Raw genomic sequence first — 26,715 nt, 5'->3', positions numbered from 1 at the left:
AGTTTAAGTTTTTTGGGTTAATTTAAGAGTATTTGTCATTACATGACTGAATCATTCTAAAAAATTCTTTAAGTTGTTGGTGTGGTGCTAATTGAAAAGTGTAGTCAAGTCTTTGATGAGAAATGACTTGATCAATTCTAAAGTGGCGAAAGTCATCTCTTAGGCAGCACCAGGCAACTAAGGTCCATTTGTCTCCCCAAAAAAACAGCCCTAATGGGTAAATGGTACGATTGTGTGTTATTTTACCTTTTAGCGTTTTGTACTGTAAAAGAAGAGGTTTCTTCTCCAAGATACATTGGTTAAATTCATTAACCAATTGTCCTTGTTTTTTCTGTACGTCAGGGGCAAATAATTTGACCGTATCCAGTTGCTGTTTTTGTTCATGAGGTAAAGCGGTATGAATTTTAGACAAAGCTTGTTCAGCCACATGTTGTAATGCACCACCTTGAGCCGCAACCATACGAGCACCTAAAACCAGTGCATTGATTTCCTCTTGAGTAAACATAAGTGGTGGTAAGTTATATTCTAGCCGTAAGCAATAACCAATACCTGTTTCTGCTTCTATCGGTACGCCAGACAGGCTTAAGTCTTGAATGTCACGATAAATTGTGCGCTCAGAAACTCCAAGCCTTTGTGCCAACCATTTTGCTGTAGTGACACGTCGGCTGCGTAAAAATTGCACAATTTGAAAAAGTCGGTCTGCTCGTCTCATAATGTACTATTTAATCATTGTTTGCCATCATATTGGTAGTAATTAGTTGAAAGTCGTCTTGTGAAATTTCAAAAAAACCATAACGAAAGGCCATTCCCCAAGATTTCTTGTTCTTAATAAATTGTAGTGATGAAATTAAAGGATGAATAGCAACATCCTGAGAAGAAAGAAAATGTATGTTGCGTCGAAAAAGAATAAAATTTTCGGACATTTGATATGAGTAGGTTTGGTCATCAATAATTTGCCCTACTGCGGTAAAATGTTGATAAGGAGTGTTGGTATGAAATTTTTCTTTAGGTGAATAATAAATCAACCAATCCCCTCGATGCATTCTTTTAAGTGGCTCTGCCTTGCCATGACATAATTGACAAAACCCACCTGTTTTTCCTTTATCAACATGATCTTTAGAGGCAACACCAATCCAATATCGAGTATTCATTATTATGTCCATTTATCTAAGAAATTCATAAATTGTGTCAAAGATTCATTGTAAAGTTCCTCTACTGACACCCTTATGTCAGTAGTTAATTTAATAATCAAAATAATTTTAATTGTTTGTTTTTTAATGAATAGTTGAGTTTTTTGTGCTGTTTGCTGCAACAGGGTGTTTTAACTGTTCACAAAAATATGGCATAATCCCTCTATTTTTCAGAAGGTTAACCATGCCAGATGGTAAACAAGGTTCCGTTTTTATTATTGCGGCTGCATCAGGAACGGGAAAAACAACATTAGTCGCACAATTGTTGAAGTTAGAATCTGAAATCAAATTATCCGTATCTCATACAACCCGTATGCCAAGAGAGGGTGAGATTCACGGGCAGCATTATTTTTTTACTTCTGTGCCAGATTTTCAAACTCGCATCGATCAAAATGAATTTTTAGAATATGCTCAAGTATATGATCAGTATTATGGAACAAGCTGTGCTTGGATTCATGATACCTTGAAACAAGGTCATGATGTTTTATTGGAAATTGATGTTCAAGGAGCAAAGCAAGTTAAGGAGCGGTTGCCAGATGTCATCAGTATTTTTATTTTACCTCCATCCTTAGCAGAACTTGAGCGTCGTTTGACTTCTCGTCAAACCGACAGCATTCAAAATGTAGAAAAAAGGCTCTCATTAGCGAGACATGAAATCGAACAAGCACGTTATTTTGATTATGTGCTGATTAATGATGATTTGAGTGAAGCTTTGCATGAATTGATGTGTATTGTGCATGCAGAGCGGTTAAAGACACAAAAACAATTAGGTGTTTTACAAAATCTATTGGCAAATGATTAAAAGTTGATCACAATAGACAACTAAAGATAATGAAATCCTTATTTATAAAGAAAAGTTGAGGTAATAATGGCTCGCGTTACGATTGATGATTGTTTAGATAAAATTCCGAATCGTTTTGATTTAACTTTGGTTGCTGCTTATCGTGCTCGCCAATTGGCAAATGGCTCTTCCGTGTTAGTTGATAATGTACGTAATAAACCAACAGTAACAGCCTTAAGAGAAATTGCGGCTGGCCAAGTTGGCATGGATATTTTGAAAAAAAATAAACCACGTTAATTCATTTATGGGTATGCAAACCTCTGTTTTTTACGAAAATATGGTACAAGAAGCTGGTCAAAAGCTTCTTGAGATAGCTTCGTATTTAAAAACAGAGGATTTGGCTCAGATTAAGCTGGCTATAACATACGCCACCGATGCTCATGCAACCCAGACTAGAAAGTCAGGGGAACCTTATATTACTCATCCTATTGCTGTAGCCACCGAGTTGGCTTTATGGCGTATGGATGTGCAAAGTTTAGTGGCCGCACTTTTACATGATGTGTTAGAAGATACGGGTACAACAAAAAAACAATTGTCTGCCGTTTTTGGTGAAAAGATAGCTGATCTTGTTGATGGCTTGTCTAAACTGGATAAACTGGAGTATGAAGATACTCAAGCCATTCAGGCAGAAAATTTCCGTAAAATGGTTTTGGCCATGACCAAAGATATTCGGGTCATTATTGTGAAATTATCTGATCGCTTACATAATATGCGCACATTGGATATTATGCGGCCAGATAAAAGAAGACGTATTGCCAAAGAAACTCTGGAAATTTATGCGCCAATTGCCAATAGATTAGGTCTGAATCACGTTTATCGAGAGCTACAGGATTTATCTTTTCAAAATATGTACCCTGCACGCTATGCAACATTAGCCAAGGCAGTAAAAGCTGCTCGCAATAATCGGCGAGATGTCGTAGGTAAAATTTTGCAATCTTTTAGCCAACAATTGGTTGCCTGTAATATTGAAGCCAAAATTAGAGGGCGAGAAAAAAATCTTTACAGTATCTATTGTAAGATGCGGGATAAAAAGCTGAGTTTTTCTAGTGTACTTGATATATTTGGTTTCAGAATTATTGTTGATAGTGTTTCTGCTTGTTATGTTGCCATTGGCGCATTACATGCCTTGTATAAACCCATTCCGGGTAAATTTAAAGATTATATCGCTATCCCTAAAAGCAATGGATATCAAAGTTTGCATACGACTTTATTTGGCCCATTTGGCACACCAATTGAAGTTCAGGTGCGTACCAATAGTATGGATGCTGTTGCAGAGGATGGTATTGCCAGCCATTGGATGTATAAGAGCACGGATGATAAGGTAGACGAAGCGACTATTCGAACGCATCAGTGGTTGCAAAGTGTATTGGATATGCAGGCACAAAGTGAAAGCGCTGTTGAATTTTTAGAGCATGTCAAAGTTGATCTCTTTCCAAATGAAGTTTATGTGTTTACACCTAAAGGTAAAATTATGGTGATGCCTCAAGGGGCAACACCTGTAGATTTTGCTTATGCCGTCCACACTGATGTGGGGCATCAGTGTGTAGGTGCTAGAATCAATCATAAATTGGTTCCCTTGCGTACAGTGTTGCGTAATGGAGACAATGTGGAGATTATTACATCCACAAAATCCAGTCCAAATCCTTCATGGTTAAGTTTTGTTGTTACAGGTAGGGCAAGAAGTTCGATTAGAAGTTATTTGAAAAACATGAAAGAGCATGATGCTATTGCATTAGGTGAACGTCTGCTCAATCAAGCTTTAAGCGCATTATTGCCAGAAAGCTTGTTGCTCTCTGAAGATTTAAAACATGCATATTTAGAAGAGTTGGCGAATAAAAAATTAAGTTTTAATGATGTGTTGTATGATGTGGGGATGGGTAGAGTATTGCCCATTTTTGTTGCCAGACAGCTAACAGAGCTTGCTGGTAAACATTTAGGCAGTGAAGTAAAAATGAGCCCTGTATTGGTGCGGGGAAATGAAAGTGGTGGGCTTCAAATGGCAAGGTGTTGTCGACCGATTCCTGGCGATCCAATTGTGGCTTTGCTCATTAAAGATCAGGGGCTGATGATTCATCGACAGGATTGCCCAAATATTTTACGTTTCCCTCCTGAAAATCATTTAGATGCTAATTGGGATAGTGTTGGTAGCAAACGTTACCAAGCAACGATTGTTGTAAAATCGCAAGATACTAGAGGCTTGCTGGCCTCTATTGCCAGCAGTATTTCAAATTGTGAAGCTAATATAGAATCTGTTGAAACACCTTCTGGAAACCAAGCCGGCACAGAGGGTTTTATTGAGTTCGAGTTCAAAATCCAGATTGTCAATTTGGTACAGCTAAACCAAATTGTTCAAGCCATTCAAAGTATTCCACAAGTGAAAAGTGTCGAGCGGCGTTAAAGGCTACTTGGCAAAAAAATCCAGTTCTGTTAAAATTACAAACTTTCCGCTATTGCTTAATAGCTCACGGATATTTAATTTACCAAAGGAAACCTACATGCCAGCAGTTCGTGTTAAAGAAAACGAGCCCTTCGAAGTAGCTATGCGTCGCTTTAAGCGCGCTGTTGAAAAAACAGGCTTACTTACAGAGTTACGTGCTCGTGAATTTTATGAAAAACCAACAACAGAGCGCAAACGTAAGAAAGCTGCTGCTGTAAAACGTTTACAAAAACGTCTTCGCAGCCAAATGCCACCTCCAAAGTTATACTAAACTATTCAATATAATTTGACCGCAGGTTTCCCTGCGGTTTTGTTGCTTGTAGACAGCGAATTTTTAATGCCTATTTCAGAAAGTATGATGATGAGTTTAAAAGCACAAATTCAAGATGACATGAAGTCGGCCATGCGCAATAAAGAAACCGCACGATTATCTACTATTCGCTTATTACTTGCGGAAATGAAACAAAAAGAAGTAGATGAGCGTAAAGAGCTGACAGATGAAGAAGTCATCGCTATTGTGACCAAAATGGTCAAGCAGCGCCACGATTCGGCTGATATTTATATCAAAGCCAATCGGCAGGATATGGCTGATACAGAGTTGGCTGAAATAGCTGTGCTAAAAACGTATTTACCTGAAGCGCTTTCTGAAGAAAAGGTGTTAGAGCTTGTGCAAGAAGCAATTGCGCAAACAGGTGCACAAAGCATAAAGGATATGAGTAAGGTGATGGCTGTTTTGCGTCCTCAATTAATTGGTCGCGCAGATATGGGTAAAGTAAGCGGTTTCATTAAATCTGCATTGCAATAACAAATGATTCCTGCTGACTTTATTGACGAACTACTCAGCAGAGTAGATATTGTTGATATTATTGAGCAATATGTTCCCCTGAAAAGAGGGGGGCAAAATTATATGGCTTGTTGCCCTTTCCATAAAGAAAAGAGTCCATCTTTTACTGTTAGCCCAAGCAAGCAGTTTTATCATTGTTTTGGCTGTGGCGCACATGGTTCAGCAATTGGGTTTTTGATGAATTATCAAGGAACCAGTTTTGTTGAAACGGTACAAAATTTAGCCAATCAATTGGGTATGAGTATGCCTGTTGGTGTGCGAAATGACACACCACAGGAAACTCAGCAAAAAAAAGAGAAAAAACTTTCATTAGAAAGTGTGGTCGAACAAGCCGCGGTGTTTTATCAAAAGCAGCTTAAACAATCTTCTGGTGCCATTGCATATTTAAAACAGCGGGGGTTGTCAGGAGAAATAGCTGCCCATTACCAGTTAGGTTTTGCGCCAGATGTCTTTGATGGTTTAAGCCAAATATTTGATCCTTACCCTAGTGATTTATTGGTTGAATCAGGTTTGGTTATTGAAAAAGATCAAAAACATTATGATCGATTTCGTGGTCGAATTATGTTTCCCATAAAAAATCAGAGGGGGGCAACAATTGGTTTTGGTGGCCGGATACTGGATAAAGGTGAACCTAAGTACTTGAATTCTCCCGAAACGCCATTATTTTCTAAGGGACGGGAGTTATATGGGTTGTATGAAGCACGATCAGCTATAAAAGAGCATTCTCGTGTTTTGGTTGTAGAAGGCTATATGGATGTTGTGGCCTTAGCACAGTTTGGTATAGGCTATGCTGTTGCGTGTTTAGGTACAGCAACTACGTCAGAGCAAATTAAGTTATTAATGCGGCAAAGCGAACAAATTTATTTTTGTTTTGATGGTGATGCCGCAGGGCAAAAAGCAGCTTGGCGAGCATTAGAAAATGCATTGCCGTTACTTAAAGATGGTGTTGCTTTTTATTTTTTGTTTTTACCAGAACAACACGATCCAGATAGTTATATCAGAGCTTTTGGCCAAGATGCCTTTGAACAAATGTTATTGGAACAAAGTTTGCCTTTATCTGCTTATTTTATTCAATATTTGACGGGTAAAGTGAATTTAAGTGTGCCAGAAGGAAAAGCTGATTTAATTAAACAAAGTGCACCATTGTTAGGCCAGATTAAGGCTCCTGCTTTGGGTTTTTTGCTCAAGCAGCGTTTATCAGAATTGGTTGCAGTTGATTTACACGATTTTGAGTTGTTAACAGGCACACAAAAAGCTAAAAAAGCCAAAACAGGGCTAAAAAATTATCGATTGCCTGTTAACACGACTAGACCGCGCTCTATTAGTTTGGTACATAATCAGATTAAATGGTTATTGATGAATCCTAGTTGGGCAAAGTATGTGATTGTTCCAGAATATATTGTGCTTAACAAAGATATGGCTTGTTTAGTTACTTTAGCCGAAGTGGCAAAGCAAATGGGCGAACAAGCCAGTAGTGCCAGATTAATCGAATATATGCGTGGTTCAGAGTTCGAAGAAATATTAGAAAGTATTTTGCCACAGGTTTTTGTGACACAGGAAGAGTTTAATGATGACTCTCAAGAAGCTCTTGAGTCATTTATTGATGGTATTGAGAAATTATTGGTTCAGTTAAAATTGGCACAAGTCGAAAAACTGAAGTTAAAAGCAGGACAAGGTGGTTTAACAAAGGCAGAAGAAAAGCTGATGTTGGCTCTTTTGATGCAAAAAAAACAGTAGTTGTTGTTGGTTAAGGTGGCCTAAGTTTAAAGGCTGAAATAATGTTTTTGTTCGCTGAATAGTACGCTTTTAGGGCTAAAAGAATAAAGCCAAATTTTAAATGATGATGCGTAATCAAAAAAGCAAAGACACTCAATTTTGAATGTGAGTAGAAACATGGCAAAAAAACAAGCAGATGAAATTGATACAGAAGAACGTAATCAAAATGATGCCTCTTTATCAGAAGATGAGCAGCGCAATCGTTTGCGCCAATTAATTATTCTGGGCAAAGAGAGAGGTTATCTAACCTACGCAGAAATCAATGATCATCTACCAGATGATATTTCTGAAAGTGAACAAATTGAAAGTATCATCAATATGTTCACTAATTTGGGCATTCAAGTAACAGAGCAAGCACCAGATGCTGAAACTTTACTGATGAGTGACAATGCAGCAGCAGTAACAGATGAAGATGCAGCAGAAGAAGCAGAAGCCGCTTTATCAAGTGTTGATTCTGAATTCGGTCGTACTACAGATCCTGTGCGTATGTATATGCGCGAAATGGGTCAAGTTGATTTATTGACCCGTGAAGATGAAATCATCATTGCCAAAAAAATTGAGCACGGGCTAAAAAGCATGATTCAGGCAATTTGTGCCTGCCCAGGTTCTGTTGGTGAAATTCTCATGTTAATTGAACAAATTAAAAATGATGAGATTCGAGTTGATGAAGTGGTTGAGGGAATCATTGACCCAGAAGCAGAGGCAGAAGCTGCCTTACTTGAAGCTGCCGCAGAAGAATTATTAGATGAGGCCGTAGCTGTTGAAGACGATGAAGCCACTGAAGACGATGATGAATCTGAAGAAGAAGATGCTGACGCAATTAATAGCGCTAATTTAGAAGAGCTCAAACAAAAAACCTTAGAACATTTTGTTGGTGTCAGAAAGCATTATGACAAAATGATCAAAGCTTTAGAAAAAAGTGGCACAAATAATAAAGCATACACACAAGCCCAAGAAGCTATTGCAGAAGAATTATTAAAAGTTCGTTTTGCAACTCGTCAAATTGAGAGTCTGTGTGATAGTTTGCGTATACGTATTCAGCAAATTCGTACTTTAGAAAGAGACATTCGTGATATCAGTGTGTCTCGTGTCAATATGGATCGAGCCCATTTTATTAGCTCTTTTAAAAATCAACAAACCAATTTAGATTGGGTTGATCAAGAAGTAGCGAAAGATAAAGTATGGAGTAATGCTTTAGCACGTTTCAAACACGCCATTATTGAAAAGCAAGAAGAGATCGCTCGTTTACAAGCATTAACCATGCTTTCTATTGATGAATTAAAAGAGATCAGCCATCAAATGGTGTTAGGAGAGCGTGAAACCAGCGCAGCCAAGCAAGAAATGATTCAGGCTAACTTACGTTTAGTGATTTCTATTGCGAAAAAATACACCAATCGAGGGTTGCAGTTCCTTGATCTAATTCAAGAAGGTAATATTGGGTTGATGAAAGCGGTTGATAAGTTTGAGTATCGCCGAGGTTATAAGTTTTCTACCTATGCAACTTGGTGGATTCGTCAGGCCATTACTCGTTCTATTGCAGATCAGGCGCGTACAATCCGTATTCCTGTACATATGATTGAAACCATCAATAAAATGAATCGTATTTCTCGCCATTATTTACAGGAAACAGGGGAGGAACCTGATTCAGCTAAATTAGCCGAGCTGATGGAAACTTCGGAAGATAAAATCCGCAAAATTATGAAAATCGCCAAAGAACCTATTTCGATGGAAACTCCTATTGGAGATGATGATGATTCGCATTTGGGGGATTTTATTGAAGACCAAAACAATATGGCTCCTGCCGATGCAGCAATGCATACATCTTTGCGTGAAGCAACAAAAGAAGTGTTAGAAAGTTTGACACCGCGTGAGGCTAAAGTATTGCGTATGCGTTTTGGTATTGATATGAATACCGATCATACCTTAGAAGAAGTCGGCAAACAGTTTGATGTGACCCGTGAACGTATTCGTCAGATTGAAGCGAAAGCTTTACGTAAATTACGCCATCCCACACGTAGTGAGCGACTGAAAAGCTTCCTAGACAGTGAACAAAATAATCAATAGTAATAGATCAGGCAATTTATTTAAAATTGCCTGATTTTTTTACATCTATTCATGTATTCTGACATAGAATATAAAAGAACCATTAAATTTTAAAGGCACGAATCCTTTTAAATAAGGAGCGATACTTATGGATATTCATGTTTATCTTGACCAGCAATTATTAAAAGTGTGGAAGGGTAATACGCTCATCAAAGCCTATTCAGTTTCTACAGCCCTAAATGGTGCCGGAGAAATTTTTGGTAGTGAACAAACACCAAGAGGTAAGCATTATATTCGTGCCAAAATAGGTGAGGGTGAACCAATTGGGATGGCTTTTAAAGGACGCAGAGCAACTGGAGAAATTTGCTGTGCCTATACGAAGGAAAGTGCGCCTGAACGAGATTGGATCACATCAAGAATTTTTTGGCTTTGTGGTTTAGAGTTAGGTAAAAATCGCTTAGGAAAAGTTGATTCATTTCGTCGTTATATTTATATTCATGGCACGCCAGATTGGGAACCAATGGGTGTGCCAAAATCACATGGTTGCATCAGAATGCGTAACCATGATGTGATAGAATTGTTTAATTTAGTACCTGTCTATACACCTGTAACCATATTTGAATGAATTTATGAAAATTTTCAACATATTACTGACTTTTTTAGTTCTTGTTGGCTTTTTAATGAAGCCCGTTTTTGCGCAAACAGCATCAGAACCCACAACAATGGAAGAAATGATGGCCATTATTCATACAGATGATGACCGTGGCTCACCAGAACAAAACAGCACAGTGATTGAACCACAAGAAACAATAGACACAATTGAGTCAGAAGAAGAGCCAAAACAGCAACATGAGTCACAGCCCGAAAGTCAAAGTATAAAGCCCATTCTTCAAGAAGAAACTATTTTACAAACAGAAGAACCCAAAAAGGTGGAAGAGTCTACTATTGTGGTGCCTTCTGTAGATACACAGCCTATGTCAAATTGTCAGCAAAAAGCTTTGTGTGTTGCTAATTTATTAAGTCAACAAATGCTTAGTCCAGACTTTGCCCAAACACATGCTAATCCATATACAGCAAATGCGCCATGGCTTGTGGTAGGGGCGCAAAGTCAAAGCATGAAGTATTATGATGCTTGGGGACGGTTAGTAAAAACGTATCCCGTTTCTACTGCTAAAAATGGCGTTGGTGAGGTGGAAAATACCTATCAAACACCTCGAGGCCATCATAAAATCTGTGAAAAAATAGGTGAAGGGGTAGAAAGTCGTACAATATTTTCACGGCGCCAAGCAACACAATGGAAATATTCTGAACAGTTACACAAAGAGAATCCAAAAAAAGATTGGATTTTGACTCGAATCATGTGGTTATGTGGTCAGGAGGAAGGCAAAAATAAAGGATATAACCAGTATGGGCAGGTTGTTGACTCATATAAACGTTATATTTATATTCATGGCGCAGGGGATCATGCCCCCTTTGGTGTGGCGCCTTCTTCCCTTGGTTGTGTTCGAATGGTGAGCGAAGATGTGATTGAGTTGTTTAATGAATCAAATTTAGGCATGGATGTATTGATTAAAGAATTTGAGTAAAGTTTAATGTCAAAAAAATACAGAATCATTATATTCTGTATTTTTTTGCGTTTTTATATTGGCTATTCTTATTTAGAGATTACCGCAACAGATGAATTCTCTTGACTCTGCTCAATATAGCAATAAGTATTGATTTTATCTTTAAATAAATTCAGGCAAATATCTTATTGATCATTCACATAAAACAATGATCAAATTTTTTATTTTTGGCCAATATGATTACAATACAATGAAGAAAAAAGAGGCGACAGATGCCTTTTAATTTAAAAAAGGGCGGCGATTTATGCTTGAAATCAGTTTGTTATCGTTATTTTTAATGGGATTGGCTGGCGGAGGGCATTGTGCAGCCATGTGTGGTGGTTTATCGACCGCTTTTGCTTTGCAGTTACCCCCCAAATTAAGCCGCTATAAACTGATTCTTTTATTGAATCTGGGGCGAATAAGTAGCTATATCTTAATTGGTGCTATTTTAGGTGGAATAGGACAATTAGGCATTATTCTGGAACAAGGTAGTGTATTAAGAAACACTTTATTTGTGATTGCCAATGTATTATTGATTTTGTGGGCACTTTATTTAATGGGTATTTCCAGTACAATTAATAAAATAGAAGGCATAGGGCGCCCGATTTGGCGTCTATTAAACAGATTTTTACAAAAATTATTGCCTATTCGTTCAGCGGGTGCATCATTTTTTGTTGGCATGATCTGGGGGTGGCTGCCTTGCGGTATGGTTTATACAGCTTCTATTTATTCACTCAGTTCAGGCTCAGTTATAATGGGCGCTTTATGTATGGCATCTTTTGCTTTGGGAACCTTACCCAATTTATTGGCTATAGGTATATTTGCGGCAACAGTAAAAAATTGGTTACAAAAAAAGCCCGTCCGTATGGGTACAGGGCTTTTTCTTATATGCTTTGCACTTTGGCAGATTGTAAAATATTTTCAATTATTTCATTGAGTTGATTAACTGATTGATGTTGAATCTCATCATCTTTAAATAGGTGTCCGCTTCAGTATTTTTTGGACTTAATGCATCTGAATAGAGCTTACCTTGTACCTTGGCACCTGTTTCTTTACTGATCTGTTTGATTAAACGATCGTCCTTAATATTTTCTGCAAAAATCGCTTTAATATTTTGTGCTTTTGCTTGGCGAATCATTTGTGCCACAGTTTTGGCTGAGGCTTCTGATTCAGTGTTTACACCTTGTGGGGCAATAAACTCAATATCGTAATGGTGACTAAAATAACCAAAAGCATCATGTGCTGTCATTACTTTACGTTTGTTTTTAGCAATGGCGCCAAAACTTTGTTTTGCCCAGTTATCTAATTGAGTCAGCTCATTTGTATATGCAGTAGCATGTTTTTGGTAATAGTCTGTTCCTTGAGGGTCAATTGAACTTAATGCTTGAGCAATATTTTTTACATAAATTTTGGTTAAGGTTGGGTCTGTCCATGCGTGAGGGTCTGTTGAACCATGACTATGATCATCATGATGATGTTCTTGTGATAATGTTTGAACACCGCGAGAAGCGATAACCATTTTGATTTTGCTTTGTGTGATTGCTCGATTAAGACCTGCCCCTTCAAAACCTAATCCATTAACAATAATGAGTTTTGCCGCTTTTATTTTTTTTAAGTCGTTTGGTGTAGTTTGATAAATATGGGCATCTTGATTAGGGCCAACAATGCTTTGGACGGTTACACGTTCCCCACCTACTTGTTCGGTTAAGTCTTTTAAAATGCTGAAGCTGGTGAGTACATTTATTTTATCCGCATAAGCTAAATTGGTACAGATGAAAAAAATACCAATTAATTTTAAAAAATTCATTTTTTCTCCTTTATATTGTTTTAATTAACATGGTGTTTGGTGCGAAAATAACGAGCGATCACCCCACCATATTGACCAAACAATAATGAAAATAAGTAAAAGCAACCACACAGTAAAATAATGGCTGGCCCAGAAGGGTATTCATGATGATAGGACAATAACAATCCTCCAGTTGCACTCAGTAAAGCAATTAATGTGGCCAGTAATAAAATTTTCCCCATGCTCTGTACCCATAATCGAGCTGTAATCGCAGGCAGCATCATTAAACCTACAGACATTAATGTACCCAGTGCTTGAAAACCTGCCACAAGATTAATGACCACCAGCATTAAAAATAAAACATGCCATAATCCACCTTTGCCGTTAACCGCTTTTAAAAAAACAGGGTCAATACTTTCCAGCATTAAGGGGCGATACATAATAGCCAATAAAGTTAAGCTGATGGTGGCAACAGAGGTGACTAAAAGCAAAGCAATTTTATCCACGCCTAAAACCGAGCCAAATAAAAGATTGAGTAAGTCAACATTGCCGCCATGCATACTGACCAATAACACGCCTAAAGCCAAACAGGTTAGATAAAAAGCAGCAAAATTAGCATCCTCTTTTAATGTCGTAAAACGGCTGGCAAGCCCTGCAAAAATCGCCATTAATACCCCAGCAATAAAGCCACCTATGCTCATATAAGGTAAGCTTAGACCTGCAAAAATATAACCTATGGCGGCTCCCGGTAACACCGCGTGGCTCATTGCGTCTCCCATAAGGCTCATTCGGCGCATTACTAAAAATACACCAATCGGTGCGCTGCTAATGGATAGGCAAAAACATGAGGCCAAAGCATAGCGCATGAATGAAAACTCAACGAAAGGTTCGATAAAATAAAGGTATAAGGTATTCATCATGAAATTTAAGGGGTCTCACACCACGTGTTGTCTTGTTTACTCATTAAGCGTTGGTTCGCTTGCAATAAATTGTTTTCTGTTAATACTTCATTTGTTGGACCATCAGCAATTTTGTCTTTTGCCAATAATATCGTCCGATTGAAGTATGCTCTAACCTGTTCATAATCATGTAATACAGCTACTATTGCCTTACCTTGATTTAAGCATTCTTGTAGTACAGCCAAAAGTGCATAGGTTGTTTTTGCATCTACAGCATTAAAGGGTTCATCTAAAAGTAAAAATTGAGCATCTTGTACCAACATGCGGGCAAATAATACACGTTGTAGTTGTCCATTTGATAATTGAGCAATGGTTCTATGGGCAAAATCAGCCATACCCACACGTACAAGCGCTTCTGTTATTCGTTCTTTTTGCTGTTTATTGATGCCACCGAATAAACCCAATTCATACCAAAGCCCCATTGCCACCAATTCAAAAACACTCATTGGTTGTGTGCGGTCTATCTCTGATTGTTGTGGTAGATAAGCCAAATCACAGCGTTTTAACTGTTGCCACATAACTTCACCTGTTTCACAAGGTAAAAGATGCATACAGGCTTTTAATAGTGTGCTTTTACCTGCACCATTTGGACCAAAAATAGCACAGGCTTCATGTTCCTTAAATGTGCAGTTAATATGGTGAAGCGCTGGGCGTTTTTGATAAGAAACCGTTAGATTGTCAACAATAATAGGCATCACTACTCCTGAATCACCCAAAAATAAATAGACCATGCCAATATAATCCAAAAAAGCGCCAAACTTAGCCTAAACCAGATATTTTTTAACAATAAAGAATTCATTCTTCTACACATTCCTGTAATCGGTTAGCAATCAGTTCAGCATCAAATTTTTTGGCAATCAGTTCAAAACGGCTGTCTTTGCGCCAAGCAACTTGATTGGCGCCCCAATAACCTTCTGCCCAGTTTAACCAGACCCATGTACCCAATACTTTAAAAATACCTTTTGCACGTACCAAACCCTCACACAATGTTGGTAATTCATCAAAAAACTGTGTCAAGCGTTCACCATGAAAACCCAGTTTGGGGTCAAAAATGAAACCTTCTGATTGGAAAGCTATTTCGCTTTGGGCTAAACCTTTAAGTCGATAGCGGCTTTTTGTCGTCGTTTGGGTGTCCAATAACCAAGATAATTCTATTTTGCCTTGTGTGACTTCTTTAATCAGTGACTTAGGCGGAAAAAGCTGATTGGCTGTACGTCTAAAAGTAGAAAGGGTTTCGATATCACATAAGTCAACTTTATTGGCAATAAGAATATCTGCAATACTGATTTGGTCTCGATAAAGTGCTTGTTTTGCATAGTCAGGATGAACAAATTGACGAGGGTCTACTAAAGTCACATTGGCACCAATAGACAAAGCTTCTATCAAATAAGGCGCTTGTAACTCATCAATTACACTGGCTGCATGTGCTAAACCACTGGCTTCGATGAGTAAACGATGGGGGCGGTATTTTTTTAAAATATTATTAACGGTTACTGTCATTTGAGGGCCAGCAACACAACATAAGCATCCACCTGCGATTTCTGCAACAGGCACTTCATTATTACTTAAAACAGCACCATCGATACCTATATCACCAAATTCATTGACAATAATCGCCCATTTTTCTTCTTGGGGTTTTTGGGTTAGTAAATGTCGTAATGCAGTTGTTTTTCCTGTTCCTAAAAAGCCCGTAAATAAATGGGTCTGAACATTTTTTATTTTGTCTGGCATGATTGACATACTCCTGTTAAAACCATTTGTTGCATATCAACTGTAAAGCCTTTTTGAGCCAGTTCTTCTTTGAGTTCACGAAGTTTTGGTGTGTCACATTCTTCAAAAATATGATGGCATGAGTCACATAGTAAAATAACGCCTTGATGAGGGTGGTCGGGGTGTTGGCACAATACATAACCATTTAAAGCATTAACTTTATGCAGCACACCTTGCTCTACCCAAAAATCCAATGCCCGGTATACAGTAGGAGGTGCAACATTTTTACGAATTAACTGCATATCGTTTAAGAGTTGATAAGCTTTTAAAACGCCATCATGTTTTAACAGTAAATCTAATACAGCTTCTCTTAGTGGTGTGACTTGCGCTTGGTTTTCTGCGCAAATTTTTAAAATATGTTGTTTTAGTTGGTTGGTATGAGCATTCATAGACATAATCGGTCTAAAAATAAAAACAGATGTAATGTTATATTATAACATTAAAAGAAACAAGTATTCATTTTTTAAATCATAATGATTTTTTTTGGAGGGGATTGATTTAGATGAAAATATGATATCATATGCTAAATTAAAGATATGATGGAAATAAGTCAATCTTGTTTTATTATATCAGTCATAAATAAACAGTTTTAAACGACCATCCGGAGAATGACCAATGAAAATAAAAACGCTTATCGCATTAAGTACATTAGCACTATTAGCTGCTTGTGGTGATAAAACGACCACTACCCCAGCTGAAACTAGTTCTGCTCCTCAGGTAATGAGTTCTTCTGAGCCTGATGCTTCAGCTGTTTCAGAACCAGCGGTTCAAGGTGCATCTGAGCCAGTGAGCAAGCCTGTTAATGAAGACGGCCGTGGCCCAAATTCTCAAGCGCGTAAAGATGCATTCAATGCTATGTTAGAAGAGTTTGGCTTAATGGGTAAAATGGTTAAAGGTGAAACTCCTTATGATGCAGAAGCCTTTAAAACAGCTGCTGCCACATTTGCTCAAAAAGGATTGGTACCATTTGAGCATTTTGCTCAAGATGGTGCAGGTTTAAATGGTGAGGCAAAAGACAATGTATGGACAGATGCTGCAGCATTTGAAGCTGAAGTAACCAAATACAAAACTGCTGTGCAAAATTTGAGCGAAGTTGCTGCAAATAATACTGATATTAACAAAATCAAGCCTGCTTTTGGTGCTGCTGCTGCAACATGTAAAAGTTGTCATGATACTTTCCGTCAGGAAAAATAAAGAGCACTTTGTTATTGAAAAAAACCAGATTAATCTGGTTTTTTTTTTGTTAGAGCATATAAAATTTATGTTTTTTTAGAAGGAAAAAACTGCTCAATAGGAAAATTAAGTGGATTGAATGTTTATTTTGAATACCAATAGGGTTAAATAATGATAGATACTTATACATTGAAAAGCATTTATCTCATAATATTCGTGTTTGTTTCTTCTTGTGTTTTTGCACAAGGGGCTGATACTATATTACAAACTAAGGCACAAAACGGTGATGTTGAAGCTCAATACCTTTTAGCAAAGGCTTACTATAATGGTGATGGTGTTTCACAAGATACTCAAAAAAGCTTCTATTGGTTGATAAAAGCGGCAGAACAAGGCTATGCTAAAGCACAAGACAACTTAGCCAGTGCATATTATGAAAATGGTGATAAACAAAAGGCGTTTTATTGGTTTAATAAAGCGGCAGAACAAGGGCTTGCTCTATCTCAATATAGTTTAGCTTTTATGTATTATAAAGCAGATGGCGTACCCAGTGATGCAAAAAGGCCGTATATTGGTATACGAAGGCTGCAAATCAAAATTTAGTCGAAGCTCAATACAGTTTAGCCTTGATTTTTCAACAAGGTCAGTTTGTTGAAAAAAATATGTCAAAAGCTATTTATTGGTATACTCAAGCAGCACAATACAATGAAGTGCAGTCACAAAATAACCTAGCTGAGATTTATTTTCAGGGTGATGGTGTCACAGTAGATAAGCAAAAAGCATTTTACTGGTTTAGTCGAGCAGCAGAGCAGGGTAGTGCAAAGGCGCAAAGTAATTTAGCTCTTTTGTATTATCATGGTGCGGGTGTGAAACAGGATAAACAAAAAGCATTTTATTGGTTTAATAAAGCGGCAGAACAAGGTAATACAATTGCAATACAGTTCTTGCAAAACCTTAAATTTGATATCAACTAGGAGGCAGTTATGAGTGAAATCGTTATTGTGGCAACATTGAATGTTAAAGAAGCACACCAACAAGAATTAATGCCAGAGTTATTGGCTTTAATAGAAAAAAGCCGACAAGAGGTAGGCAATATTAAATATGATTTACACCAAGATATGAGTCAACCCAATATTCTGGTTTTTGTCGAAGTTTGGGCCTCTCAGCAAGCTGTTGATGCTCATAATCAAACAGCACATTTTAAGCAGTTTGTTCAAGTAACAGAGGGTAAACTTAATTCTCTGGAGATTAAACTTTTAAATAAAATTGCTTAAAGTCTTTTGGCGTTCAATCAAAGTTGAGATATTATTTTGTTAAGCAATGAGACAAACTTTTGTGTCTATTTAATTTTATGTGACAAAAACCGTTTGTATACAGGTATCAGTAATCGGCCTAAAGAGCGGTTTTTGGCGCATGTTGATGGAAAGGGGGCACGTTTTACCAAAATGTATCCACCTATAGAAATGAGAATTTTGATAAGTGGTTTAACGAAAAGTGAAGCCTTGCGTTCAGAACACGCAACAAAAAAATTAAATGCACAAACAAAAAGGCAGCTGTGGTCACAACTGCCTACTTTTATTCAGGTACCAGTATTTAGTCAGATTTCGGCAGAAGATTGCCAGCCAGTTTGACCTGTTTCCAGATGTTTTTGGTAGCGTTCAGCTAATTCAGCCATAGGTTGTACAATGAAGTAGTCTACACAACCAAAGTCTTCATCCAGACTAGGTTCACCACAAACCAGTACACCTGTGCGTAAATAACCTTTTAATAATGGTGGCATCACTGCCTCTGGTGTATTTTCATCAAAAGGGACGTAAGCCAGTGATTTTTTAGGTTGCACATGCCAGTTATCGGGTGCACCATGTTTGGCTAATAATGTTTTAGTGAGTTTATGTATCCCTGCTGGGTTATTATTAATGAATACACTGGCACAGCCTAATAGGTAATCACAATTGTATAAAGTGACATAGGCTTGTAAGCCTTGCCATAATAAATTAATGGTTGTCCCTGTTCGGTATTTTTCATGGACACAAGAACGCCCAAGTTCAATTGCTTTACCTAAAATAGGGGTAAGGTTGTCTAAATAAAATTCCCCTGCAGAATACAATCTTCCTGCTTTTTTTGCATTAGTGGGATTTAATAAACGATAGGTGCCGACAACTTCATCAGTTTGTGTATCAATAACCATTAAATGATCACAAAAATCATCGAAGTCATCAATATCTCTTTCTAAATAGGCTGTTGGCAGTTTTGAACCCATTTCTAACCCAAAAATTTGATAACGTAAAGCTTGGATAGCATCTAATTCTTCAGGTGTTTGGGCAAATCGTAGTGTTAAATTCTTGTAAGACAACATGAACTGTTCAAGTTCAGGTGTTCGTTTTTTTGATCTGCCTTTTAACAGCATGTCTTTATCTGTTTGGACTGTAGTCATGTATTGGTTATTATTTTGATCATAAGTACATTGTCTGAATAAAAGAATTTATTGACAAGCACATTTACAAAAAAATACATATTTAAAGTTAATCACAAGGTTGCAGTCTAACATATTATTGCTTTAAAGTAAGAAACATATTGTATTCTTATTTATATTAATTTGGTCTCATGAGCAAAAAGAAACATTTCATCATTAGGTGATGTTCAATTAGGTATTTTAGTTGAAGAGTTGAATAGGCTCTGAATATTTAATATTAAAATACTTAAATAGATCAATGTTGGGACAGGTCAAATGAATGTGGTTCATTTGTGAAGTGTGATTAGGTCTATAGGGTAATTAATGGTGTTAATTGCATAAGCCTATTTTGTGTTTATGAATATGAAATAGGTAATTATTGGATTTTATTCACTACTTTGCCAAATTTCTTGAAAGTACATAATCATTATTCTTTCAACTTGGTTCATCACATAGAACAAATTGTGTAGTACAATAATGCAAATTTAATGACTACCCGACATCAATTATCATGATTAAAAGAGATGCGCTATTAAACTGGTTAAACCAGTTGCTTAAGCCAGAATTGTTTCAGGACTATGCACCAAATGGTTTACAGATAGAGGGTAATGAAAATATAAATACAGTAGTAGGTGCCGTGACTGCGAGCGAAGCGGCAATTGATGCTGCAATCGCGTTTAATGCAGATGCGTTATTGGTTCATCATGGGTATTTTTGGAAAAGTGAACCAGTTGTATTAACAGGTTGGAAGAAAAAGCGCATTGAAAAACTATTAAAACACGGGATCAATTTGCTTGCTTATCATCTGCCGTTGGATGCTCATCCTCAGTTGGGTAATAATGTTCAATTGGCACACATGATGGATTGGCAGATTCTTGTTGAAAATACCCCCAATAATTTATTGACTCAGGGTATGTTGCTTCAAGAGCAAAGTTTGGAAAGCTTGGGACAGCAATTGCAGCAAAAGTTGGAGAGACCACCACTGATTGTTGGTGCTTTAGATAAAACAATCAAAAATATTGCCTGGTGTACTGGTGGGGCACAAGGTTTTTTTCAAGAGGCAATTAATTTAGGTGTAGATGCTTTTATTACTGGAGAAGCTTCTGAGGCACAGTATCATTTGTCTAATGAAACAGGGGTTGCTTTTATTAGTGCAGGACATCATGCAACAGAAAAATTTGGGATCCAAGCATTAATCAATCAAATCAGCATTGATACCCGCTTAGATACTCACTTTTTTGATGAAAATAACCCTATTTGAAGTGTGTGTTTTTTGATTGGAAAGCATATTTCTGACAAATAGGACTTTAGAGCATGATAAAAATGGGTTAAAATCCGTAAGATTTTATGGCTCGACTTTAAAAAAAACAGTAGGATAACTGATAATGAGTGAACAACAAGTAAACAAAGGACGTCGTAGATTTCTGGTCTTGGCGACTAGCGCGGCAGCAGGGGTCGCGGCAATAGGGGTGGCAACGCCATTTATCGCAAGTTGGTTTCCATCAGAGCGAGCTAAAGCCGCTGGTGCACCAGTAAGCGTGGATATTAGTAAGCTGGAGCCAGGTCAACAGGTTACTATTGAATGGCAAGGTAAACCAGTTTGGGTTGTGAACCGTACTGAGCAACAATTAAAAGATTTAGGTACAGTTGCTGCACAATTGGTTGATCCTTCTTCAGAGACCACATCTCAACAACCAGAGTATTGTAAGAACGATACTCGTTCTATTAAACCCGCTACGTTAGTGCTGGTGGGTATTTGTACCCATTTAGGCTGCTCACCTACTTTCCGTCCAGATGTGGCTCCTGCTGATTTGGGTGCCGATTGGAAAGGTGGATTTTATTGTCCTTGTCATGGTTCTAAGTTTGATTTAGCTGGTCGTGTGTATAAAGGCGTACCTGCACCAACAAACTTAGTTGTCCCTCCCTATAAATATGTAAATGACACCACTATTTTAGTGGGTGAAGATCAGGCCTAGGAGGAAATATGTCAGACAGTAAACTAAAAGCAGTTTTGGGTTGGGTTGATGCACGCTTCCCGAGCATGAAAGCTATGTTTAAAGAGCATATGTCTGAATACTATGCTCCTAAAAATTTTAATATTTGGTACTTTTTTGGCTCATTAGCCATGTTGGTTCTGGTGATTCAAATTGTCAGTGGTATTTTCCTGACCATGAACTATAAACCAGATGGCACACTAAATGCGGCAGGTTTACCTGTTGCGTTTGCATCAGTTGAATACATTATGCGTGATGTAGCAGGTGGTTGGATTATTCGTTATATGCATTCAACTGGAGCCTCCATGTTCTTCGTGGTGATTTATTTACATATGTTCCGTGGTTTAATTTATGGTTCATATAAAAATCCACGAGAATTGGTTTGGATTTTTGGTTCGATGATCTTCTTGTGCTTAATGGCCGAGGCATTTATGGGTTATCTCTTACCTTGGGGGCAAATGTCTTTTTGGGGCGCTCAGGTTATTGTTAATCTATTTGGTTCCATTCCTGTTATTGGCCCTGATTTGGCTGTATGGATTCGTGGTGACTTTAATGTATCAGACATCACTTTGAACCGGTTCTTCGCCTTGCATGTTATTGCTATTCCATTGGTGCTTATTGGTTTGGTTGTGGCGCATATTCTTGCATTGCACGATGTGGGTTCAAATAACCCAGATGGTGTGGAGATTAAAAAATTAAAAGATGAAAATGGTATCCCATTAGACGGAGTGCCTTTCCATCCCTATTACACAGTACATGACATCATGGTTTGTGTGATGTTCTTGATTGTGTTTTCATTTATTTTATTCTTCTTGCCAGAAATGGGTGGTTACTTCCTAGAAGCACCAAATTTTGACCCAGCTGATCCAATGAAGACACCCGCTCATATTGCGCCTGTATGGTATTTCACACCATTTTACGCTATTTTGCGCGCAGTACCTTCTTTCTTGGGTACCCAAGTTTGGGGTGTGCTGGCAATGGGCGCTGCAGTATTATTGATTCCTGCTTTACCATGGTTGGATCGTTCTCCTGTTAAGTCAATCCGTTATCGTGGCCCATACTTTAAAGTCATGTTGGTGCTATTTGTTGCCTCATTTATTGGTTTGGGTATTTTAGGTGCAGTCCCTTCAACCAATACACGTACTGTAGTTGCTCAGGTGTTGTCTATAATCTATTTTGTGTTCTTCTTGGCCATGCCGTTTTACACCAAAATTGATAAAGATGGCAAACCACCTAAACGTGTGACCATGTCTACTTTAAAAGATAAAATTATCTTTGTGGTATTGGTTGTGGTTACGCTTGTTGCTGCTGTTATCTTTACGAAAATTATTTAAGAGAGAGCATACAGATGAAAAATATATTAAAAGCTCTATTACTCGCTTGTACATTGTCTTCGGGAGTGACTATTGCAGCAGATGCTGTTCAATATGAGAAAGTGGATATTGACCTGGGTGACCAAGCCAGTTTACAAAGAGGGGCGCAAACCTTCGTAAACTATTGTTTAACTTGTCACTCTGCCAGTGCAATGCGTTATAACCGTTTAACAGACTTAGGTTTGACTGAATCTGATATCGAGAAAAATTTGATGTTCACGACAGATAAAGTAGGCGATACAATGGTTTCTTCCATGAGTAAAGCCGACGCTGTTGCATGGTTTGGTGCTGCTCCTCCTGATTTGTCTTTAATTGCTCGCTCACGTGGTGCAGATTATTTATATGCCTATTTAAGGGGATTTTATAAAGACCCTTCTCGCCCTACAGGTTGGAATAATACTGTATTTGATAAAGTAGGGATGCCACATGCCCTTTGGGAGTTGCAAGGTATTCAAGAAGTTGAACTTGATGAAAAAGGATTGCCTGTAATGGATGAGCATGGAAAACCTAAGTTAAAATGGGTTTCTGCTGGTTTGCGCTCAACTATGGACAGCAATGGTCAGGTAGATACAGCTGAATACGATGCTTATGCAAAAGATTTAGTTGCTTATCTTGTTTATATGGGTGAGCCTGCACAGATTAAACGTCATCAAATTGGTTATTTGGTTTTATTGTTCTTATTTATTGTTTTATTACCATTAACTTATTTCTTGAATAAAGAATACTGGAAAGGTATTCATTGATTCTTTAGATTGACATAAGACTTTAAAAGGGTAATTTATATAAATTACCCTTTTTTATTTTTAATAACATAGTGTTACAGCGTTTTTCTGGTCTTTGCCTTTGTAACTTGATACAATAGTACATTCTGCTTTATTTTAAAGGTCTTTATTTTATGATGGTCTTATATTCGGGCATTACCTGCCCATTTAGCCAACGCTGTCGTTTTGTGCTATACGAAAAAGGGATGGATTTTGAAATTGTTGATGTGGATATCTTCAATAAACCAGAAGATTTAGCTGTAATGAACCCATATAACCAAGTGCCAGTCTTGGTTGAACGTGATCTTATTTTATATGAATCTAATATCATCAATGAGTATATTGATGAGCGCTTTCCTCATCCTCAGTTAATGCCTGGTGATCCAGTTATGCGTGCTCGTAGCCGATTGTTCTTATATAGCTTTGAAAAAGAGTTGTTTTCGCATGTGCAAACATTAGAAAAAGCGGAGTCAACCAATAAAGAGCAAAATCAAGCCAGAAATGCCATTACAGAACAATTAACCATGATTTCACCTATATTTAATAAACAAAAATTTATGCTGGGTGAAGACTTTTCTATGATTGATGTGGCTATTGCTCCTTTATTATGGCGTTTAGAGCATTATAATATTGATTTGGGCAAAAATGCGGCTCCCATTTTAAAATATGCGGAAAGAATTTTTCAGCGTCAGGCTTTTATTGATGCTTTAACACCTGCTGAAAAAGCAATGCGTAGATAAAGATCGTGTTTTTTGTTAGGGTTGTCTTATGACAACCCGATTTTATTTGGAAGTAAAGAATCATGAGTATCAGTACCAAACCTTATTTTATTCGTGCCTTATATGAATGGTGTATTGATTCACAGCATACGCCTTATCTTGTGGTTTGGGTCAATGCGCAAACACAGGTACCCATGCAATATGTGAAAGATGATCAAATAGTCTTGAGTATTGGGCCAAATGCCGTAAAAGATTTACAGCTAGATAATGACTGGATTCATTTTAATGCCAGATTTTCGGGAAAAGTGTATGATGTTTGGGTGCCCGTGAATAATGTTGTATCCGTTTTTGCAAAAGAAACAGGAGAAGGAATGAGTTTTCCTATAGAAGAAGATCAGCTTTTGGTCGAAGTGCCTAAAAAAGAGTCATCCACTAAATTATCTACAACACCTGCTGAAGAGAATGAAACACAAAAGACAGATACAACACATTTAAAAATCATTAAATAGGTTTTTATAAGGTTACACAATAGGCTATTTCTATTTGTTCTTGTATTTTTCTTGCATTTTTAAGCGATGTTTCCTTGCTTTAGCTTGAGCTAACTCTTGTTCTATTTTGATCTCAGATGCTTGTTTTTGTATTGAAGAATGACTGAGCATGTTTTGTTGCTTGGCTTTAGCCATGATTTGAGCAAGAAAATCTGCTTTAGTTGATGTTGCAGGTTTCTGTTCGATCTGTTGTTCTTTTTGTATAGGACTAGATTGTTTATTTTCTGTTTTGTTTATTTTGGTGTTTCTTTGTTTTTTCAGTTCATAACGTTGTTTTAAATTGTTTGCTATTTGTCTTTTTTCGTCAGTGCTTAAAGATAACTCATATAATGTTCGCTCCGCTGACATAGGCACCATTGTTATGCAGTCAACTGGACAAGGTGGTAAACATAGCGCACAACCTGTGCATTCTTGATTGAGTATTGTATGCATCATTTTAGCTGAGCCAATAATCACATCCACAGGACAGGCTTTAATACATAAAGTGCAACCAATGCAGTTTTGTTCATCAATCACAGCCAACATTTTTGGCTTTATTATGGTGTTTGGGGCAAAAGGAATGGTTGGCTGTTGTGTGAGTTTTGCTAATGCCTCGATGCCTTCTATGCCGCCTGGTGGGCATAGGTTAATCGGGGCTTGTTGCAATGAAACTGCCTGTGCATATGGGGTGCAGCCATCAAAGCCACATTGACGGCATTGTGTTTGTGGCAGTATGTCATTGATTTGTTCGGCTAAAGAGTTTTCCATGGGTTGTTGCGTATTACTGAATCCTAAAGTGTTTCAGTTTGTTTGATTTTAAATAAGGCTCTCATTATAACGGTACAAGCGAAGGATATAAATAAAATAATGTATAGTGGTTTGTTAATGTTATTTTATTGAATCAATGTGTTAACCAATGTATCAAAAATGATCGTAAAGATTGTTTTATAGCGCTTTTTTAAGATAAATCATGTCTACTAATTGGATGCCTTCTTCAATAATTGGCTTGGTATAGTGATCAAGAAAGAAATTGTTGACTTGGTGAGAGAGGGCAAAGCCACATTTTTGATAAAACCCTATTGTTTTTGGTGTGTCTCCTGTGCCAACCAACATCACCGCACCTTCCCTTTGATAGTATTTTAAAATGTATTTAATCAAATGAGTTGCGTAACCTAACCCTTGATATTGGGGATAGGTGGCTAAATTTTTTATTTCCCACGTGTTTTTTGCCTCTTGTGTCACAACACAAATACTTTTTAAAGAACCATCATAAAGAGCAAAAAGATCTCCTCTATCTAGATAAAGATCAATCATATGTTCTTCTTCATCGGCTAGCAGCAATAGATCTAAAAATTGTTTTTTATTTTCTGAAATTAAATAAATATCCATCGTTGTGCTATTTTAGCGGCTTTTTTACAAAGATAAATGGAGTTGTTTTCTGTTGCTCTTTGAATAGCGCTTTATTTTATAGGAAAATATCAATAAAAAGTGAATTACTGTTCATTAAAGGGCTGAAAAAGCCAAATCAGCTTAGATTTAAATTTAAAGACATCCAAATTTCTTGTAGAATACAGCGTTAAATTTTATTTTGTTCAGGTTGGGAAAAACCAATGGAGTTTTGTAATCAAATAGGTTTTCGTTGCGATATTATTTGGGAATATCGCGAGATGCTCTTTAATGGCGCATTAATGACCTTAAAATTAACGGTTATTGCCATATTTGCAGGTACTTTTATTGGATTATTTAATGCTTTTGCCAGAATGGCTTATGCAGAAAAAAGCAATATAGTGGTTAGAGCTGCTTTGGCAGTCGTTCGTTATATTTCTTTAATCTATGTGACTTTATTCCGTGGCACGCCTTTATTTGTACAGGTATTTATTTGGTATTTCGTTTGGATGCCTATGTTGATACATCCAGACAATGGGTTAATCATCAGTGGTATTCAGGCAAGTGAAATCAGAAGAGAGTATGGTGCTTTTTTAGCAGGTGCTTTGGCATTATCGGCAAATGCAGGGGCATATATTACTGAAATTTTTCGAGCGGGTATTCAATCTATAGGTAAAGGACAGATTGAAGCTGCACGCTCTCTAGGTTTGGGGTACTGGCAATCTATGCGTTATATTATATTGCCTCAGGCAGTGCGCAGAATGCTTCCTCCTTTTGGTAATGAATTTATTACTTTATTAAAAGACAGTTCGTTAGTATCTGCTATTTCTGTTACGGAACTGGCCTTTACTGCCAGAACCATGTCTGGTACCTATGCCCGTTATGAAGAGCCTTATTATACAATTGCTTTGATTTATTTAGTGATGACTATTTGTCTAGCATTCTTTTTCTCTTTCTTAGAAAAAAGGTATAAAGTTGTTGCGCGTTAGTTAAGCGTTTGTATGTGTTTTATTGAAACCCTACTATATGTAGGGTTTTTTAGCATATAATGTTTTCATATGAGTAAAATAAGTGTCGATT

The 26,715-nt window shown here is 37.3% G+C and carries 32 protein-coding genes and 1 pseudogene; 23 read left to right on the top strand and 10 right to left on the bottom strand.

Annotated elements, in window-relative coordinates:
• Window positions 1–22: 22 nt before the first annotated feature.
• Both AADH04_RS05390 and AADH04_RS05385 read right to left on the bottom strand, forming a co-directional pair.
• On the bottom strand, window positions 23–712 hold the full coding sequence (locus AADH04_RS05390; RefSeq protein WP_434779222.1) for a helix-turn-helix transcriptional regulator: 690 nt from the start codon (window positions 710–712) through the stop codon (window positions 23–25).
• 10 nt (window positions 713–722) lie between these two features.
• Entirely contained in the window at window positions 723–1,151 is a 429-nt protein-coding gene (locus AADH04_RS05385) for an EVE domain-containing protein (RefSeq protein ID WP_434779221.1), read from the bottom strand.
• Window positions 1,152–1,374: 223 nt separating this feature from the next.
• On the opposite strand from AADH04_RS05385, the gene gmk reads away from it, so the two are divergent.
• From gmk to AADH04_RS05335, 10 genes are all read left to right on the top strand, one after another.
• A complete protein-coding gene (gmk, locus tag AADH04_RS05380) occupies window positions 1,375–1,992 on the top strand; it encodes a guanylate kinase (protein ID WP_434779220.1) in 618 nt (205 codons plus the stop codon).
• Between the two features lie 66 nt (window positions 1,993–2,058).
• A complete protein-coding gene (rpoZ, locus tag AADH04_RS05375; RefSeq protein ID WP_434779219.1) occupies window positions 2,059–2,268 on the top strand; it encodes a DNA-directed RNA polymerase subunit omega in 210 nt (69 codons plus the stop codon).
• Window positions 2,269–2,275: 7 nt separating this feature from the next.
• Entirely contained in the window at window positions 2,276–4,429 is a 2,154-nt protein-coding gene (locus tag AADH04_RS05370; protein WP_434779218.1) for a RelA/SpoT family protein, read from the top strand.
• Between the two features lie 97 nt (window positions 4,430–4,526).
• Window positions 4,527–4,739 (top strand): 30S ribosomal protein S21, encoded by a 213-nt coding sequence (gene rpsU / locus AADH04_RS05365; RefSeq protein ID WP_434779217.1) that lies wholly within the window; start codon window positions 4,527–4,529, stop codon window positions 4,737–4,739.
• A 90-nt stretch (window positions 4,740–4,829) separates the two neighbouring features.
• On the top strand, window positions 4,830–5,273 hold the full coding sequence (locus tag AADH04_RS05360) for a GatB/YqeY domain-containing protein (RefSeq protein WP_434779802.1): 444 nt from the start codon (window positions 4,830–4,832) through the stop codon (window positions 5,271–5,273).
• Between the two features lie 3 nt (window positions 5,274–5,276).
• Window positions 5,277–7,049 carry a DNA primase gene (gene dnaG, locus AADH04_RS05355; protein ID WP_434779216.1) on the top strand — a complete coding sequence of 591 codons (1,773 nt, stop codon included), beginning with the start codon at window positions 5,277–5,279 and terminating at the stop codon, window positions 7,047–7,049.
• Between the two features lie 180 nt (window positions 7,050–7,229).
• Window positions 7,230–9,152 (top strand): RNA polymerase sigma factor RpoD, encoded by a 1,923-nt coding sequence (rpoD, locus tag AADH04_RS05350; protein ID WP_434779801.1) that lies wholly within the window; start codon window positions 7,230–7,232, stop codon window positions 9,150–9,152.
• 127 nt (window positions 9,153–9,279) lie between these two features.
• Entirely contained in the window at window positions 9,280–9,756 is a 477-nt protein-coding gene (locus tag AADH04_RS05345) for a L,D-transpeptidase family protein (RefSeq protein WP_434779215.1), read from the top strand.
• A 4-nt stretch (window positions 9,757–9,760) separates the two neighbouring features.
• Window positions 9,761–10,717: a L,D-transpeptidase family protein gene (locus AADH04_RS05340; RefSeq protein WP_434779214.1), complete on the top strand. Its 957-nt coding sequence runs from the start codon at window positions 9,761–9,763 to the stop codon at window positions 10,715–10,717.
• 283 nt (window positions 10,718–11,000) lie between these two features.
• The gene (locus AADH04_RS05335; protein ID WP_434779213.1) at window positions 11,001–11,675 is read left to right on the top strand and encodes a sulfite exporter TauE/SafE family protein; all 675 of its coding nucleotides are present in this window, start codon (window positions 11,001–11,003) and stop codon (window positions 11,673–11,675) included.
• Here the strand turns inward: AADH04_RS05335 and AADH04_RS05330 are convergent.
• From AADH04_RS05330 to AADH04_RS05310, 5 genes are all read right to left on the bottom strand, one after another.
• The gene (locus AADH04_RS05330) at window positions 11,664–12,545 is read right to left on the bottom strand and encodes a metal ABC transporter solute-binding protein, Zn/Mn family (RefSeq protein ID WP_434779212.1); all 882 of its coding nucleotides are present in this window, start codon (window positions 12,543–12,545) and stop codon (window positions 11,664–11,666) included. The genes AADH04_RS05335 and AADH04_RS05330 overlap by 12 nt on opposite strands.
• Window positions 12,546–12,565: 20 nt before the next feature.
• Complete coding sequence (locus AADH04_RS05325; RefSeq protein WP_434779800.1) at window positions 12,566–13,441, bottom strand: metal ABC transporter permease; 876 nt, start codon at window positions 13,439–13,441, stop codon at window positions 12,566–12,568.
• Between the two features lie 8 nt (window positions 13,442–13,449).
• Window positions 13,450–14,178 carry a metal ABC transporter ATP-binding protein gene (locus AADH04_RS05320; RefSeq protein WP_434779799.1) on the bottom strand — a complete coding sequence of 243 codons (729 nt, stop codon included), beginning with the start codon at window positions 14,176–14,178 and terminating at the stop codon, window positions 13,450–13,452.
• 100 nt (window positions 14,179–14,278) lie between these two features.
• Complete coding sequence (locus tag AADH04_RS05315) at window positions 14,279–15,202, bottom strand: CobW family GTP-binding protein (RefSeq protein WP_434779798.1); 924 nt, start codon at window positions 15,200–15,202, stop codon at window positions 14,279–14,281.
• Window positions 15,199–15,648 (bottom strand): Fur family transcriptional regulator, encoded by a 450-nt coding sequence (locus AADH04_RS05310; RefSeq protein ID WP_434779211.1) that lies wholly within the window; start codon window positions 15,646–15,648, stop codon window positions 15,199–15,201. Before AADH04_RS05310 ends, AADH04_RS05315 begins: the two co-directional genes overlap by 4 nt.
• 220 nt (window positions 15,649–15,868) lie before the next feature.
• Here AADH04_RS05310 and AADH04_RS05305 point away from each other — a divergent pair, with 220 nt between their 5' ends.
• From AADH04_RS05305 to AADH04_RS05280, 6 genes and pseudogenes are all read left to right on the top strand, one after another.
• Complete coding sequence (locus tag AADH04_RS05305; protein ID WP_434779210.1) at window positions 15,869–16,447, top strand: c-type cytochrome; 579 nt, start codon at window positions 15,869–15,871, stop codon at window positions 16,445–16,447.
• A 150-nt stretch (window positions 16,448–16,597) separates the two neighbouring features.
• Window positions 16,598–17,026, top strand: coding sequence for a tetratricopeptide repeat protein (locus AADH04_RS05300; protein WP_434779209.1), 429 nt, complete (start codon window positions 16,598–16,600; stop codon window positions 17,024–17,026).
• Window positions 16,999–17,079: pseudogene (locus tag AADH04_RS05295) on the top strand (hypothetical protein); the annotation flags it as partial. The gene AADH04_RS05300 and the pseudogene AADH04_RS05295, both read left to right, overlap by 28 nt.
• 6 nt (window positions 17,080–17,085) lie before the next feature.
• Window positions 17,086–17,397: a tetratricopeptide repeat protein gene (locus AADH04_RS05290; protein WP_434779208.1), complete on the top strand. Its 312-nt coding sequence runs from the start codon at window positions 17,086–17,088 to the stop codon at window positions 17,395–17,397.
• Between the two features lie 9 nt (window positions 17,398–17,406).
• On the top strand, window positions 17,407–17,697 hold the full coding sequence (locus AADH04_RS05285) for a putative quinol monooxygenase (RefSeq protein ID WP_434779207.1): 291 nt from the start codon (window positions 17,407–17,409) through the stop codon (window positions 17,695–17,697).
• Between the two features lie 36 nt (window positions 17,698–17,733).
• Entirely contained in the window at window positions 17,734–18,054 is a 321-nt protein-coding gene (locus AADH04_RS05280) for a GIY-YIG nuclease family protein (RefSeq protein WP_434779206.1), read from the top strand.
• On the opposite strand, the gene AADH04_RS05275 is transcribed toward AADH04_RS05280, so the two are convergent.
• The gene (locus AADH04_RS05275) at window positions 18,021–18,857 is read right to left on the bottom strand and encodes a GNAT family N-acetyltransferase (RefSeq protein WP_434779205.1); all 837 of its coding nucleotides are present in this window, start codon (window positions 18,855–18,857) and stop codon (window positions 18,021–18,023) included. The genes AADH04_RS05280 and AADH04_RS05275 overlap by 34 nt on opposite strands.
• A gap of 529 nt (window positions 18,858–19,386) precedes the next feature.
• On the opposite strand from AADH04_RS05275, the gene AADH04_RS05270 reads away from it, so the two are divergent.
• From AADH04_RS05270 to AADH04_RS05245, 6 genes are all read left to right on the top strand, one after another.
• A complete protein-coding gene (locus AADH04_RS05270) occupies window positions 19,387–20,136 on the top strand; it encodes a Nif3-like dinuclear metal center hexameric protein (RefSeq protein ID WP_434779204.1) in 750 nt (249 codons plus the stop codon).
• 124 nt (window positions 20,137–20,260) lie between these two features.
• Complete coding sequence (petA, locus tag AADH04_RS05265) at window positions 20,261–20,851, top strand: ubiquinol-cytochrome c reductase iron-sulfur subunit (protein ID WP_434779203.1); 591 nt, start codon at window positions 20,261–20,263, stop codon at window positions 20,849–20,851.
• Between the two features lie 8 nt (window positions 20,852–20,859).
• Window positions 20,860–22,203 carry a cytochrome b gene (locus AADH04_RS05260; protein ID WP_434779202.1) on the top strand — a complete coding sequence of 448 codons (1,344 nt, stop codon included), beginning with the start codon at window positions 20,860–20,862 and terminating at the stop codon, window positions 22,201–22,203.
• Between the two features lie 14 nt (window positions 22,204–22,217).
• Window positions 22,218–22,985, top strand: coding sequence for a cytochrome c1 (locus AADH04_RS05255; protein ID WP_434779201.1), 768 nt, complete (start codon window positions 22,218–22,220; stop codon window positions 22,983–22,985).
• A gap of 152 nt (window positions 22,986–23,137) precedes the next feature.
• Complete coding sequence (locus AADH04_RS05250) at window positions 23,138–23,743, top strand: glutathione S-transferase N-terminal domain-containing protein (RefSeq protein WP_434779200.1); 606 nt, start codon at window positions 23,138–23,140, stop codon at window positions 23,741–23,743.
• 62 nt (window positions 23,744–23,805) lie between these two features.
• Entirely contained in the window at window positions 23,806–24,231 is a 426-nt protein-coding gene (locus AADH04_RS05245) for a ClpXP protease specificity-enhancing factor (protein ID WP_434779199.1), read from the top strand.
• 30 nt (window positions 24,232–24,261) lie between these two features.
• On the opposite strand, the gene AADH04_RS05240 is transcribed toward AADH04_RS05245, so the two are convergent.
• Window positions 24,262–25,017, bottom strand: a complete 756-nt coding sequence (locus tag AADH04_RS05240; RefSeq protein WP_434779198.1) for an RnfABCDGE type electron transport complex subunit B — start codon at window positions 25,015–25,017, stop codon at window positions 24,262–24,264.
• A gap of 177 nt (window positions 25,018–25,194) precedes the next feature.
• Entirely contained in the window at window positions 25,195–25,638 is a 444-nt protein-coding gene (locus AADH04_RS05235; protein WP_434779197.1) for a GNAT family N-acetyltransferase, read from the bottom strand.
• A gap of 221 nt (window positions 25,639–25,859) precedes the next feature.
• On the opposite strand from AADH04_RS05235, the gene AADH04_RS05230 reads away from it, so the two are divergent.
• Window positions 25,860–26,624, top strand: a complete 765-nt coding sequence (locus AADH04_RS05230; protein WP_434779196.1) for an amino acid ABC transporter permease — start codon at window positions 25,860–25,862, stop codon at window positions 26,622–26,624.
• The last annotated feature ends 91 nt before the right edge of the window (window positions 26,625–26,715 follow it).

Source organism: Neisseria sp. Ec49-e6-T10 (assembly GCF_051132615.1).
Lineage (GTDB): Bacteria > Pseudomonadota > Gammaproteobacteria > Burkholderiales > Neisseriaceae.
Note: the sequence above shows the minus strand (reverse complement) of the source record. Positions and strands in the feature narration are given on the sequence as shown.

Coding starts and splice junctions, on each gene's coding strand:
- AADH04_RS05285 (WP_434779207.1), top strand. CDS start 17,407: ATGAGTGAAATCGTTATTGTGGCAACATTGAATGTTAAAGAAGCACAC.
- AADH04_RS05305 (WP_434779210.1), top strand. CDS start 15,869: ATGAAAATAAAAACGCTTATCGCATTAAGTACATTAGCACTATTAGCT.
- dnaG (WP_434779216.1), top strand. CDS start 5,277: ATGATTCCTGCTGACTTTATTGACGAACTACTCAGCAGAGTAGATATT.
- AADH04_RS05230 (WP_434779196.1), top strand. CDS start 25,860: ATGGAGTTTTGTAATCAAATAGGTTTTCGTTGCGATATTATTTGGGAA.
- AADH04_RS05390 (WP_434779222.1), bottom strand. CDS start 712: ATGAGACGAGCAGACCGACTTTTTCAAATTGTGCAATTTTTACGCAGC.
- AADH04_RS05325 (WP_434779800.1), bottom strand. CDS start 13,441: ATGAATACCTTATACCTTTATTTTATCGAACCTTTCGTTGAGTTTTCA.
- AADH04_RS05320 (WP_434779799.1), bottom strand. CDS start 14,178: ATGCCTATTATTGTTGACAATCTAACGGTTTCTTATCAAAAACGCCCA.
- AADH04_RS05235 (WP_434779197.1), bottom strand. CDS start 25,638: ATGGATATTTATTTAATTTCAGAAAATAAAAAACAATTTTTAGATCTA.
- AADH04_RS05370 (WP_434779218.1), top strand. CDS start 2,276: ATGGGTATGCAAACCTCTGTTTTTTACGAAAATATGGTACAAGAAGCT.
- AADH04_RS05385 (WP_434779221.1), bottom strand. CDS start 1,151: ATGAATACTCGATATTGGATTGGTGTTGCCTCTAAAGATCATGTTGAT.
- AADH04_RS05345 (WP_434779215.1), top strand. CDS start 9,280: ATGGATATTCATGTTTATCTTGACCAGCAATTATTAAAAGTGTGGAAG.
- AADH04_RS05300 (WP_434779209.1), top strand. CDS start 16,598: ATGATAGATACTTATACATTGAAAAGCATTTATCTCATAATATTCGTG.
- AADH04_RS05250 (WP_434779200.1), top strand. CDS start 23,138: ATGATGGTCTTATATTCGGGCATTACCTGCCCATTTAGCCAACGCTGT.
- AADH04_RS05330 (WP_434779212.1), bottom strand. CDS start 12,545: ATGAATTTTTTAAAATTAATTGGTATTTTTTTCATCTGTACCAATTTA.
- petA (WP_434779203.1), top strand. CDS start 20,261: ATGAGTGAACAACAAGTAAACAAAGGACGTCGTAGATTTCTGGTCTTG.
- rpsU (WP_434779217.1), top strand. CDS start 4,527: ATGCCAGCAGTTCGTGTTAAAGAAAACGAGCCCTTCGAAGTAGCTATG.
- AADH04_RS05340 (WP_434779214.1), top strand. CDS start 9,761: ATGAAAATTTTCAACATATTACTGACTTTTTTAGTTCTTGTTGGCTTT.
- AADH04_RS05360 (WP_434779802.1), top strand. CDS start 4,830: ATGAGTTTAAAAGCACAAATTCAAGATGACATGAAGTCGGCCATGCGC.
- AADH04_RS05310 (WP_434779211.1), bottom strand. CDS start 15,648: ATGTCTATGAATGCTCATACCAACCAACTAAAACAACATATTTTAAAA.
- gmk (WP_434779220.1), top strand. CDS start 1,375: ATGCCAGATGGTAAACAAGGTTCCGTTTTTATTATTGCGGCTGCATCA.
- AADH04_RS05245 (WP_434779199.1), top strand. CDS start 23,806: ATGAGTATCAGTACCAAACCTTATTTTATTCGTGCCTTATATGAATGG.
- AADH04_RS05260 (WP_434779202.1), top strand. CDS start 20,860: ATGTCAGACAGTAAACTAAAAGCAGTTTTGGGTTGGGTTGATGCACGC.
- rpoZ (WP_434779219.1), top strand. CDS start 2,059: ATGGCTCGCGTTACGATTGATGATTGTTTAGATAAAATTCCGAATCGT.
- AADH04_RS05240 (WP_434779198.1), bottom strand. CDS start 25,017: ATGGAAAACTCTTTAGCCGAACAAATCAATGACATACTGCCACAAACA.
- AADH04_RS05270 (WP_434779204.1), top strand. CDS start 19,387: ATGATTAAAAGAGATGCGCTATTAAACTGGTTAAACCAGTTGCTTAAG.
- AADH04_RS05255 (WP_434779201.1), top strand. CDS start 22,218: ATGAAAAATATATTAAAAGCTCTATTACTCGCTTGTACATTGTCTTCG.
- AADH04_RS05290 (WP_434779208.1), top strand. CDS start 17,086: ATGTCAAAAGCTATTTATTGGTATACTCAAGCAGCACAATACAATGAA.
- AADH04_RS05275 (WP_434779205.1), bottom strand. CDS start 18,857: ATGACTACAGTCCAAACAGATAAAGACATGCTGTTAAAAGGCAGATCA.
- AADH04_RS05335 (WP_434779213.1), top strand. CDS start 11,001: ATGCTTGAAATCAGTTTGTTATCGTTATTTTTAATGGGATTGGCTGGC.